At 38.3% G+C, this 12149-nt stretch carries 16 protein-coding genes and 2 pseudogenes; 2 read left to right on the forward strand and 16 right to left on the reverse strand.

Going from position 1 to position 12149, the window contains the following annotated elements:
- Window positions 1-64: 64 nt before the first annotated feature.
- The 10 genes and pseudogenes from DWY37_RS16415 to DWY37_RS12520 form a co-directional block, all read right to left on the reverse strand.
- Window positions 65-265, reverse strand: a pseudogene (locus DWY37_RS16415) (bacteriohemerythrin); the annotation flags it as partial.
- Window positions 252-1511: an HD domain-containing phosphohydrolase gene (locus DWY37_RS12475; RefSeq protein WP_199650057.1), complete on the reverse strand. Its 1260-nt coding sequence runs from the start codon at window positions 1509-1511 to the stop codon at window positions 252-254. The pseudogene DWY37_RS16415 and the gene DWY37_RS12475, both read right to left, overlap by 14 nt.
- Window positions 1512-1667 (reverse strand): rubredoxin, encoded by a 156-nt coding sequence (locus DWY37_RS12480; protein ID WP_012740305.1) that lies wholly within the window; start codon window positions 1665-1667, stop codon window positions 1512-1514. It abuts the gene before it with no gap.
- Window positions 1668-1757: 90 nt separating this feature from the next.
- Window positions 1758-2132 carry a desulfoferrodoxin family protein gene (locus tag DWY37_RS12485; RefSeq protein ID WP_023920586.1) on the reverse strand — a complete coding sequence of 125 codons (375 nt, stop codon included), beginning with the start codon at window positions 2130-2132 and terminating at the stop codon, window positions 1758-1760.
- A gap of 27 nt (window positions 2133-2159) precedes the next feature.
- Complete coding sequence (locus tag DWY37_RS12490; protein ID WP_117841718.1) at window positions 2160-3104, reverse strand: L-lactate dehydrogenase; 945 nt, start codon at window positions 3102-3104, stop codon at window positions 2160-2162.
- A gap of 27 nt (window positions 3105-3131) precedes the next feature.
- Window positions 3132-3674, reverse strand: a complete 543-nt coding sequence (gene rbr, locus DWY37_RS12495) for a rubrerythrin (protein WP_118540946.1) — start codon at window positions 3672-3674, stop codon at window positions 3132-3134.
- 20 nt (window positions 3675-3694) lie between these two features.
- The gene (locus DWY37_RS12500) at window positions 3695-4087 is read right to left on the reverse strand and encodes a Fur family transcriptional regulator (protein WP_118540887.1); all 393 of its coding nucleotides are present in this window, start codon (window positions 4085-4087) and stop codon (window positions 3695-3697) included.
- 129 nt (window positions 4088-4216) lie between these two features.
- The gene (yaaA, locus tag DWY37_RS12505; protein ID WP_118540885.1) at window positions 4217-4966 is read right to left on the reverse strand and encodes a peroxide stress protein YaaA; all 750 of its coding nucleotides are present in this window, start codon (window positions 4964-4966) and stop codon (window positions 4217-4219) included.
- Complete coding sequence (gene bcp, locus DWY37_RS12510) at window positions 4966-5421, reverse strand: thioredoxin-dependent thiol peroxidase (protein ID WP_118540883.1); 456 nt, start codon at window positions 5419-5421, stop codon at window positions 4966-4968. Before bcp ends, yaaA begins: the two co-directional genes overlap by 1 nt.
- Window positions 5422-5752: 331 nt before the next feature.
- Window positions 5753-7435, reverse strand: coding sequence for a GGDEF domain-containing protein (locus DWY37_RS12520; protein WP_243092110.1), 1683 nt, complete (start codon window positions 7433-7435; stop codon window positions 5753-5755).
- 237 nt (window positions 7436-7672) lie between these two features.
- On the opposite strand from DWY37_RS12520, the gene bilS reads away from it, so the two are divergent.
- Window positions 7673-8185, forward strand: coding sequence for a flavodoxin family protein BilS (gene bilS, locus DWY37_RS12525; RefSeq protein WP_117841715.1), 513 nt, complete (start codon window positions 7673-7675; stop codon window positions 8183-8185).
- 51 nt (window positions 8186-8236) lie between these two features.
- Here bilS and DWY37_RS16160 read toward each other — a convergent pair whose 3' ends face one another.
- From DWY37_RS16160 to DWY37_RS12550, 6 genes are all read right to left on the reverse strand, one after another.
- A complete protein-coding gene (locus tag DWY37_RS16160; protein WP_243092111.1) occupies window positions 8237-8614 on the reverse strand; it encodes an EAL domain-containing protein in 378 nt (125 codons plus the stop codon).
- Window positions 8615-8628: 14 nt separating this feature from the next.
- Window positions 8629-9129 (reverse strand): diguanylate cyclase domain-containing protein, encoded by a 501-nt coding sequence (locus DWY37_RS16165; protein ID WP_242986108.1) that lies wholly within the window; start codon window positions 9127-9129, stop codon window positions 8629-8631.
- A gap of 155 nt (window positions 9130-9284) precedes the next feature.
- On the reverse strand, window positions 9285-9950 hold the full coding sequence (locus DWY37_RS12535; protein WP_118087770.1) for a helix-turn-helix domain-containing protein: 666 nt from the start codon (window positions 9948-9950) through the stop codon (window positions 9285-9287).
- A gap of 208 nt (window positions 9951-10158) precedes the next feature.
- Window positions 10159-10569, reverse strand: coding sequence for a VOC family protein (locus DWY37_RS12540; protein WP_118540881.1), 411 nt, complete (start codon window positions 10567-10569; stop codon window positions 10159-10161).
- Window positions 10553-11179 carry an alpha/beta fold hydrolase gene (locus DWY37_RS12545; RefSeq protein ID WP_118057282.1) on the reverse strand — a complete coding sequence of 209 codons (627 nt, stop codon included), beginning with the start codon at window positions 11177-11179 and terminating at the stop codon, window positions 10553-10555. Before DWY37_RS12545 ends, DWY37_RS12540 begins: the two co-directional genes overlap by 17 nt.
- Window positions 11180-11207: 28 nt before the next feature.
- Window positions 11208-11633 carry a GNAT family N-acetyltransferase gene (locus DWY37_RS12550; protein ID WP_118057281.1) on the reverse strand — a complete coding sequence of 142 codons (426 nt, stop codon included), beginning with the start codon at window positions 11631-11633 and terminating at the stop codon, window positions 11208-11210.
- Window positions 11634-11824: 191 nt separating this feature from the next.
- On the opposite strand from DWY37_RS12550, the pseudogene DWY37_RS12555 reads away from it, so the two are divergent.
- A pseudogene (locus DWY37_RS12555) lies at window positions 11825-12002 on the forward strand (ATPase); the annotation flags it as partial.
- Window positions 12003-12149 lie beyond the last annotated feature (147 nt).

The raw sequence follows: 12149 nt of genomic DNA on the forward strand, positions 1-12149 counted from the left end.
ATATTTTATATTCAAAATAAAAAAAGCTGCTACTCTCTAAAAAATAACAGCCTTTCTTACTATATCAGCCTTTTGGAATTTGACCATCGACATACAGAATGTGATTAACTAACCACTCTGTGAGATATTTTAAAATTCCCATAATCTGTTCATCTTGATCTTCTACCTCATCATTGTGATATTCCATAAATTCATCAAGTTTATGTATAAATTCCTGATGTTGAACTTTCTGTGTAAATATCTTCTTATAATTAATAGATTCCACCAAAACATTCCCTAATTTTCTTGGAAATATCAGAATCAACAAAACCTTTCTGTGCCATGTCATCGAGCATCTCACACGTTTTTTCGTGCGATAAACCTTTCTTATATGGTCTGTCCTCGGTTAATGCCTGATAAATATCAATACATGCCATAATACGTTCCGGCTCATTTAATTCAGCTGCGGTTTTTCCAAAAGGATACCCTTTTCCATTTAATTTTTCATGATGGAAAGCTGCCCAGTCTCGTATTTCTTCAAAATCATTAACCTCTGATAATATAAGGTATGTATAGCCAGCATGATTCTTCATTTTTGAAAATTCATCATCCGTAAGCTTATCCGGTTTTTCCAAAATTTCATTGCCTACTGCCATCTTCCCAATATCATGCAGTGCACCAGCCAGATAAATTTTTTGCACATTAATAGAATCATATCCGATATATTGAGCAAAAAAAGCTGCTTTTTCAGCCACTCCTATAGAATGTCTGCTTGTAAAAGAAGATTTATAATCTACAATCTTTGCAAAAAAATCTGCGACATTTTTACACGTTTTCCAATCAAAAACCCGTTTTTGTCTTGGGATAATCTCCCATAGCTTCATTTCAAAAGAATTATCACTTAAACATATAAATGATTCAGAATGTGTGAATGCATGAAAAAAGGCATTCACACATTCTGAATCGAATAATCCATCCCTATTTTTTAAAAGGTACTGACATATAAAATTCCAACTGTTATTTCCAGATCCCGTGTTATTTCCTATAATATCAATGGTATCTGCAAGATGAATAATCCTTGCAAACAATGGAATTTCATTCCACTTTTTTTGAAAAGGACCAGTTCCATCGGCATGTTCATGATGATACAAAATCACATTTGACACATCTGTTTTAAATGGAATTTTAGTAATATTTTTTTCACCATAAATACAATGAAGATTTGTCTTTTTCTCGGATAAATCTTTTTTACAATGAATAACGGAATCCTTTTTCAGTTCTTCCGAAATATATTGTGTCAAAGCATTATCATGCAGTAAAGCACACATGGCTAAATCTTGTAATTCATCACCTTGAATTTTCCAATATTCAGCCATGCATATACTTATATAAGCCACTCTTTTTCCATGTTTGTTTTTGATATTCACCAACTCTGCTTCTATACAGTCCAAAGCATAAGAACAGGCTCCTGCAAGTCCGATGATATCTATACTTAGTTCTTCTTTCATTGGTATAATCCTATCATAATACATTTATGCTTCTGAGAACTGGTCTTTTCCTACAGAGCATAACGGACATTCAAAATCTTCCGGAATATCCTCCCACTTTGTACCAGGTGCAATACCACCTTCTGGATATCCTTTCTCCTCATCATATTCCCATCCGCAAACATCACATACGTATTTCATTCGTTGTTCCTCTTTGTAAATATATTAATACACAGCCTATATTACTGTTATATTTGTGTTGTTCTGTAACCTTAATATGTATAAATGCTTTTAGCATTTCCATAATCCATGCAGGTTACAATATGCATATACTTCTTCTACCTGTTCACCATCGCAAAGACAAAAATCTGCTACCGGCTCCTGCCCTGGATTTAACTGTTTTCTGTATATTCCCTGGTTTGTATTTAATGTAATCCACTCAATGAAATGCTCTTCAAGCATTGGATGTTTTGTCTCTCCGACCACGACATGAACATGACTGCCTTCTATCGTATATACAGGTACATGCTTCTCGACAGCAGCATCTGTCACTCCGGCTTTTAATTCCTGCATAGGTTCTCCGCAACAAATTACAGGTACACCCTTATCCTTTACCTTTTCAACAATGTTTCCACAATGCTTACAAATATAATATCTTACTTCCATGCCTTTTTCTCCTTCCATGTGTAAAATTTATAATTCAATTGTCTCCATAATCTTTTTCAATGAATCTGCAGATTCCTTAAGCTTTAACGCTTCCTCTCCACTTAAATTAATAGGTATATCAGACTCAATACCATCTGCACCTACAATAGCTGGCATACTTAACGATACTCCGTCAATATCATATACTCCATGCATCATGTGTGATACAGGAAGTATTGATTTTTCATCTCTCATAATCACTTCGCAGATTCTTTTTACAGACATTGCAATTCCATAATATGTAGCGTGCTTTTTGTTTATAATCTCATAAGCACTGTTCTTGACTGCTGTAGCTATTTCTGCCGTGTTTTCCTTGTGCTTGTAATGTCCACGCATTTCACACATTTCACTTAATGGAACACCAGATACATTGGCTGATGACCATGCTACAACTTCGCTGTCTCCATGCTCACCTACTATAAATGCATGAACACTCCTGCTGTCCACAGATAAATGCTCACCAAGCTTATATCTTAATCTGGCACTATCTAACACAGTACCCGATCCAATAACCCTGTTTTCTGGAAGTCCTGATAACTTTATGGCTACCTGAGTCAGGATATCTACCGGATTCGCAACTACAAGCATGATACCTGCAAAATTTCTCTTTGCTATTTCAGGAATGATTGACTTAAATATTGCTACATTTTTATTTACGAGATCAAGCCTTGTCTCTCCCGGTTTCTGTCCCGCTCCGGCAGATATGACAACAATTGCAGCATCAGCCACATCATCATAATCTCCGGCATATATTTTCATCGGACTCGCAAATGGAATACCATGACTGATATCCATCGCTTCTCCTTCTGCCTTGTTCTTATCTGCATCGATAAGGACAATCTCTGTAAACAAGCCACTCTGCATCAGAGCAAATACCGATGCAGAACCAACAAAGCCACAGCCTATCATTACTGCTTTTTTTGAATTAATCACTTTCTTCTTCGTAATAATCTCATCTCCTTAATAATTCTCTTCATGTACTTCAAAATAGCTCTGTGGATGATTACATACCGGACATACTTCAGGCGCCTTAGTTCCTACCACAATATGTCCGCAGTTACGGCATTCCCATACCTTAACTTCGCTCTTTTCAAATACCTGTGCAGTTTCAATATTCTTAAGAAGTGCACGATATCTTTCCTCATGATGCTTCTCAATCTCACCTACTGCCCTGAATTTTGCTGCAAGCTCAGGGAATCCTTCTTCCTCAGCTGTTTTAGCAAAGCCTTCATACATATCTGTCCACTCATAATTTTCGCCTTCTGCCGCTGCCGCCAGGTTTTCCTTTGTATCACCAATTCCTGTTAATTCCTTGAACCACATCTTTGCATGTTCTTTCTCATTATCTGCAGTCTTTAAAAACAATGCTGACATCTGCTCGTAACCTTCCTTTTTCGCTACAGAAGCAAAATAGGTATACTTATTTCTTGCCTGTGATTCCCCTGCAAATGCCTCCTGTAAATTCTTCTCTGTCTGTGTTCCTGCATATTTGTTTGCTGCCATCTCTTTTACCTCCATTTTCTTTACAACTTTTTCTCCCTGCATTTCGGGCAAATGCCTTTAAATGAAATATCATAATCCACAAATTCAATTCCATGAGTGTTATGAATTCTTTCCAGCAAATCCGGTATTTGATCCATATCCACATCAAAAATTTCACCGCACTTTATACATCTTACATGGTAATGATTTTTCAATGTAAAATCAAATCGGTTCGGTCCATCCGGAACTTCAACCTTTCTTAATGCACCTTCCTCTACCAATATATCAAGATTTCTATATACAGTTCCTTTTCCAATTGTTGGATATGCTTCTTTTATAAATTCATACACTTCATTTGCCGTAACGTGTCTTCTCATTTCGTATACGGCATTTCTTACAAGATCTTTTTGAATGGTATTTCTCCTACTTGTCATTTGTCCTCCTTATTAGGATTAGTTCTTAATAAGGATTATATGTCACTATTATCCTGTTGTCAATAAAAAAATAGTAATAATTCTCATTATTATAAAAGATGCCAAACTGAGCATCTTTTACCTGAATAACTATTTTATTTTGCGTTCAAATACATATTCTGAATCTGAAGATAAATCAGACCTAAACGAATATCCGAGTCTGTCAAATTTCTGAATCTCCATCGGATTTTCAATATTATTTTCCGCTATGAATCTGACCATTTCACCACGAGCCATCTTGGCATAGGTACCTTTTGTTACCAATTTATCTCCGGATAACTCACAAAATACAATCGTAATATATCTGTCCTGTGGTGTCAGATACTTTTCTATACATTTTGAGTATTCTTTTGATGCAAGATTAATGATAATCCTACTGTCATCGATTACTGAGCGGTATAATAATTCTCCCCAGTACTCATACAGATTTTTTGCATCTCCAATTCCAACCTTTGCCTGCATTTCAAGACGATAAGGAGTCACACCATCCATTGGTTTTAAAATGCCATAAAACGCAGACAAGATTCTTAAATGATTTTGCAAATACTCAAACTGCTGGTTTTCAAACACAGATGGTGCCATATATTGAAATGCAATCCCTTCATATGCTAAAACAGCCGGAGTAAGCCTGTTATAAAGATCCATATTTTCCAATCTGTTAAAGTTCTGCTCTGCAATCTTGTCATTACATTTCCAGATAGCTTTCAGTTCTTCTTTTGATTTGCTTTTCATCCAGTTTAATACTTCTTCTGTCTTATCAATATAGACAGGCAGTTCAACCGGTGCTAAGTTATCGGTATCTACAATCATCTTTTTTGCAGGTGATAAAATAATCTTCATTATGCCAATTCCTTAAGCATATTTTCAGGATCATCTGCCGCCTTGACTTTATCATTTGCCTTTATAATGATTCCCTGCTCATCAATAAGATATGTAGTTCTTACTACACCCATAGATACTTTTCCATAATTTTTCTTTTCTTTCCAGACATCATATGCTTCAATAACTTTACGCTCCGGATCTGCTAATAGCGTAAATGCCAGTCCGTATTTTTCTTCAAATCTCTTGTGAGACGCTACAGAGTCCTTGCTTACTCCGAGAATAACAGCTCCCTTCTCAGTAAACTGTGGATAACGCTCAGAAAAGCCACATGCCTGCTTCGTACATCCTGGTGTATTATCCTTTGGATAAAAATATAGGACCACTTTTTTTCCTGCATAATCGCTTAATTTATGCATTTTTCCATTCTGATCCGGCAATTCAAAGTCCGGTGCTTTTTTTCCTACTTCTAACATATTTTATTCCTCCAAATTGATTAATCTGTTTCCAAAATAAATATCTCTGAATCATTAACAATATTATACATTCCATCCATTACTTCCGACAAGCAGGGAAAGAAAAATAATCAATCCAAATACAAAAGGATGTATCACGATAATTCTTGCATTACCTTGACACATCCTTTCGTGTTGTATTTTTTATTCTTCTTAATGACAGCTATGGTTTCCACATCCATGCTCACCACATGTATGTCCATCCCCATGGAACACGGAAGGTCCAGAATCGTTTGATGGCTTCACGCAAGGATGATGCTCCGGCGATTACCTCCAGGTCATTTTTTCTGGCCTATGCATCCGTCTGCTGTTCCTCAAGCTCCTCATAAAACCGGTAACTGTTCTTACCATTCTGTTTGACATAATACAATGTCTTGTCCGCTCTTATATAATATTCTTCAAAGTTTCCTCCCTGTCTGCACATGCACAGACCGCAGGACAGGGATGCCGGTGAAGTCTCTGCCGTGAGATTTTTTGCCGCACCAAAGCTTTCAAACAGCTTTCTCATCCGCATGTTCATCTCTTCTTCTGATGCCTCCGGCAGATAGAACAGGAATTCATCTCCTCCCAGCCGGCAGACCACTGCGTTCTCCATGCACTCTGTGAGCATTGCTCCTACCAGCCTGAGAGCACAATCCCCCGCCTTATGTCCATAGACATCGTTGATCTTCTTAAGATTATCCATATCGACAAATCCCAGACAGCCATCATGCTCCTGCATTTTCTCAAGGATCAGCTTTTCACCCTTATGACGCATAGGAAGACCCGTCAGATAATCCAGGCTTTCCCTGGCCTCTCTCTGCCTGGCCAGCTCCAGCTCGCGGATGCGGTCCATTGTCTGGATCAGCGTAACGACCAGCAGGACCACCAGTCCGGTTGCGATAAAAATCCCTGACATTGACACCACTCGATACACCTCTGTCACCTCCAGCATGACTGCAATCATGGCAACTACCAGTCCGATCAGCGGAAGCTTGTAATGTTTCGCCGTTCCCTTGATGAGATCCCGGCAAATGGTGATAAATATTGTCAGGAACGTTCCTGCAATCACTAGGTGGGACAAGAACATTGTCGAGATAAAATCTGCGATATTCAGTAGCTGTAAGGACGTGCATAGTACAAAGTTCACACAGGTGATACACTCTGCCACATGATAGGCCTTCCGGTACCTTCCCTGCTGCACACTGTCAATATAGAACATGAGCGGAACCGGGCAGAGCATCACAACGAAGAAGCACATATTCGACAGAATAGAAGCATTGGAAACGAACAGCTGGCGCAGCTTCGATTCTCCCAGCATCCACACTGCTCCCAGAATCATGCACCATCCCAGGTACTCCAGATCAAATCTCGTCTTATATATAATATCAAGCACCAGACTGATGATCAGCACGACCAGTCCGGCAAACAGCATGGTGCAGGCGATCAAAGTTACCATAAAATAGCAGTGGAGTATATATGCCCAGATATCTGATTTGTCCCCACAATATACCGTGTTGACGACACCGGAATACTTGTCGGTAAAGGACTGCAGTTCAATCCGCACTTCCTGCCCCGCATCCTCGCCGGATGTCTCGCAGAACACATACCCACTGGCAGAATTTTTCCCAAAAGGTCTGGTATTCTCCGTATCATACAACGCCCTCAGTTCCCCACCGATGTAAATGCGCACATTCTCCAGAGAGGACCTGATGGCGATCGTATTTTCATGATAATCCTGTGGGAGCACTGACCGGATGACCAGAGGCTCTCCGGCAGGCACATCACATTTGCCCGGAACCGGGATTTCCTCTTTGGTTCCGTCTGCCAGCACCCGGTAAAAGGTTCCGGTATAAGTAATGCTTTCCTCCGTGACCGTTTCCCTTTCACTTGGGTAAATATATTGTCCCAAAAGGAATGCCGCAAGCAGCACACATATCACCACATAAAATAAAATTCTTTTATACTTTCGGATTGTATATTTCTCTTCTGTCAACTTTTCTAGCTCATTAAATGATACCGGGACAGCCCGGCTTTTATTCCCTTATCGGAGTTCTGTCCATGATTTTTCCCTCACTTATGAACAAGTTTATCACAAACGGCAGGAAAAGCAACTATCCATTTCGCTCTGTAAAATGTTTATGGAAAATTCATTGGACAAATCATGCTTTCCGAACTAAAATAGGAATGCGATATGATAATTTCATGATCCTATGAAAGGAGACAACATGATATGAAAAATAAAAAATATTCCATCGTTTATAGCAGCTTAACAGGTAATACCAAGGTGCTGGCTGATGCGATCCACGAGGCATTACCTCAGGATGAATGTGAGTATTTCGGTGTGTCCGACACAGTGATTCCTTCTTCCGAACTGCTCTATATCGGATTTTGGACAGACAAGGGGAATGCCGATACCAAGACATTACAACTATTATCACAGCTAAAGAATAAACAGATTTTTCTGTTTGGAACTGCTGGCTTTGGTGGCAGTGATATCTATTTCCGGAAAATCCTGAATCAGGTTAAGCAGTTCGTTGATGCAAGTAATGTTATCGTCGGAGAGTATATGTGTCAGGGCAGAATGCCACAGTCTGTCCGGGAACGCTACTTGAAAATGAAGGATGCTCCCGATCATCCGGCAAATCTTGATGTATTGATCCAGAATTTTGACTGTGCATTGTCTCACCCTGATGCAGATGACCTGGAGAGACTCAGACAAGCCGTTAGGAACTCATCCTTCTGATAAGGCCATAAAATAAGGCAGCCCCACATATCTGAGTCTGCCTTACTCTCTTTATTTAACATTGGTGCCACTGATATATTGCTGTAGAAACTGTTTCTTTCCACATGGTCTTCCAAAATAATATCCCTGCAGATAATCAACCTTCATTTCTTTCATTTTCAGAAGCCATTCTTTTTCCTCAATGCCTTCTGCGCATATCCTGACGTTAATACTATGTACCATTGGGATGATATTTTTATATAATTCATAATCCCTCGCACTGTTCATCGCCTTGGCAGTAAAATCCCTATCCATTTTCACGTAACTTGGATTCATATCACGGATACAATGAAGATTCGAATATCCTGTTCCAAAATCATCGACCACAAAGGGAATTCCGTTCTTGTCCAGAGTTTTACGAAATTTACAGAACGAAGGTGTCATATCCATAAATCCGCTTTCTGTCATTTCAACACATAAGCATTCCGGTCTCTTCCAATAATGGGATAAACTCTATCGGTGAAACAAACTCCCGCCCTTCTTCCGTTATCATGTCGTAAAAAGACCTCATAGTCATCCTGGTCAAAAATATAGAATCCATTTTTAGCCATGCTTTTTGCCTGTTTCAAGGCAAATTCAAACTTTTTGCGGCATTCTTCGGTTCCCTCACAAAATGTTGCTGCATCTATAACACCAATAGAAATAGAAAATATAGCTTCATAATTTTCGGCTACTATGAAATTATGAAGTTTATCTGTGATCTTTTCTTTCAGTACCACAGCGTCTTCGGAGGAAGAAGCTTCCAGATCCACGATCACATACTGGTCCGCAACCAGATGGTAAAGCTTTTGATTATCAGAAAGACAGCTCTCCATGCAGTCGGCAACACTTTTTAAGATATGGTTACCATAATCCGCTCCTCTGGAACTATTGATTGCTCCGAAATCATCAATTCCTATATGCATAAAAAAACCCTTGGAAATGGGTTCCTTTTGTGCACGCAGGTAATCTCTGCAAAGGACTCCATGCCTCATTTTCATTCTGTAATACTTCTTTTGCATTTACTGGCATACTCCCCAATATTGCCAATACTATCACACAACAAATTACTTTTTTTATTCTATACAGCTTTTTTAACCTCCTTTGTAATCTCTACTTCCTCTACGCCCGGTATCCATGCATTTTTCCATAATACCCGGTGTCCCAAATACCAGATTTGAATATGTTGTCCTTCTTTAATATCTTTAAAACTTCCGGCACTTCCATCCGGTAATGTTACCGGGATTGCATCATCTTGCGCCAGACGATATACCTTTCCGGGATTTTTTCCATTTGCATCTGTCTCTCTTACATAAATCACCTCACCCTTCGATTCAACCACTGCATTCATGCATAAATGATATTCTAAAATATAATTTTTCTGAATGTTCTCTACACTGTATCCGATTAAAACTCCAAATAGCACAAACAGAATACACAACACCCACCGGTACTTTCGTATCTGTCTTTTTTTCTCCCTCTTTGCAATATCTATAGTATCTTTTACCAGCTCATTTACCGTATGCTCTGCCCTGCCAGCCTCTTCTCCCCGGATAATATCAGCAACATCCACCTGAAATACCTGTGCCAGCTCCTCCATTAATTCAATATCTGGAAATGAGATTCCGCGCTCCCATTTCGAAACTGCTTTGTCTGAAATATGAAGCTGTTCTGCAAGCTGCATTTGTGTCCAGCCTTTCTTTTTCCGAAGGTTTCTGATATATTCGCCTGTTTTTTCTTTATCCATACCCATCCTCGTCCGTTTGCCGGACTTCTTCTCCTCCCTGATATTTTGATACCTTTATTCTATATGAATTTCGATATTTTTGCACTCTACTCCTGGTTTAGTGCGTATAAAAAATGCAGGATTCAAGGTTTTCCCTCTCTTCCTGCATTGCCTGCTTTTTGATTATCTCTCCAAACCTCGTCCATTTCCGATTTGTGCCTCCTATTTTTCAGACTGTAATTTCAATTTGGTTATCTTCGAATGCAACAATACAACTTTCATAATAACCATCTCCAGTCTTTCTTGGACCGCTGACAACTTTATAACCATCCGCCCTTAACTCTGCAGTCAAAGCATCAACCTTTTCTTTGCTGCCTACGCTAAAAGCAATGTGCGCATATCCGGTACGAGTAAGCTCTTTGGGACAATCCGACATTTCTGGTTTATTCATAATCTCTATGCGTGTATCATCATCAAATGAAAGAAAATAAGAGCGGAAATCCGTCTGAAAATTATGATATCCATCGTTTGATTTTGCATCAAAATATTTCATAAAAAAATTTCTTGCTTCTTCCAGATTATTTACATATAATGCAAATGGTGCAATCCTTACAAACAGGAAGTTAACTGATACTATCATAAAATCTTTGCAACACAATCGACAACTCTTCCGGGGCTTCTATGTTTGCTTCATGACCTGTTTTCATAAGTTCATGGAAGTAGGAATTGTTCAGATAATGGCAAAGTTCTTTTGAAGTTTTTTTGTTTGCATTGTCCTTCTCTCCACAAACGATTAATACCGGACAAGACACCTTATGCAGTGAGTCACTGAAATCTAATTCAGCCATCGTACCACATAGTTTAATAACATCTGCTTTTTTGAAGCCCATTTTATTGAATGCCGAATTCGGCATAAGATGAAACAATATATTCTGAACTTTCAATAATTTTCGGGGCATTTTATATTGTGCTGCAATTAATACGAGTGCCTTTACTTTATCCGGGTGGTCTATCGCATAATTAAGTGCCAGAACAGCTCCTAGAGAAAGCCCACATAAGACAATTTCTTCGTTCTCCTTGTCGCATTCTGATGAGAATGCTGAATATAATTCCTTATATGTAGCAGATTTCCTTTCTAACAGCTCTGATAAACTCAAACTGCAACTGCTTTTCGATACTTTCGTTTCTTTTATTACTCTATTCCAACTGTCTGGTTTTTGCCCTAGTCCATGCAAATATAAATACTTCATATATTGTCACTCCGTCAAATTTTGATTTCTATTTTTGTTTCCATAGCATAGTGTATTCTTTTTCACCAGTAGCTTCATCCAAACCTTTACATTGAATAATGAACCCTTCTCTTTGGTAAAAAGAAATTGCTCTGGCATTCTTCTGGTATACATTTAATTGTAATCTATCTTTTTTATCCTTAATATAATTCAATAAAAGCTTACCTATGCCACATGACTGCATTTCTTCAGAAACAAAAATACCTTCAATATATTCATTATTTAGTCCTACAAATCCTTGTATCATCTTATCCACTTCAAACACATAGACTTCGGATTGTGACATCATTTCTTTCACTAATTCATAATTACTTTTCCAGTATTGATTGGAAATAAAATAATGCGTTTTCAGATTTGTCTTTAACCATATGTCAGCAACTCTATCGATATCTCCGTTCAGCAACTTTCTAATCATAACAAATATTCTCCACAACTACATCCTTTCTGCTTTTCTCTTTTTTCATTCTATCACAAGCTCACCATTAATCATCAATTTTTTGATATTTTTTCTTTTTCCCCACTGTAAAACAGCCTCTGAGCGTTTCTATAGGCTTTGATGTCCGGGCAGCCTTCGGGTTGCCTTTACATAGTTTCCACTTTCAAAAAATAAAAAAATTTGTGTTTTTGAAAGTGGGTGCCTATATAAAAACAATCACGAGAGCAAAATATATCGATAGAATCATTGAACTGAATGGCACTCCTGACATCAAGATTATCTTCATCGACTTCATGAATTTGGCGTATGAAAAAAATCAAGGAATAACATTCCTTACACGTCTATGTGTAAGAACATTATCAGGAAGGCAAAACGAACTATATAAAGGAGTCTTCCTGAAAACATACAAAAACTATATAACATAGGGCATGAATGATTTTTTCTCCATCAGTCGAGTAGACTAAGACCTCTCAATCTTAGCCCCTCACAGATCCG

It is taken from the genome of Roseburia sp. AF25-13LB (assembly GCF_003478915.1).
GTDB lineage: Bacteria > Bacillota > Clostridia > Lachnospirales > Lachnospiraceae > Roseburia_C > Roseburia_C amylophila.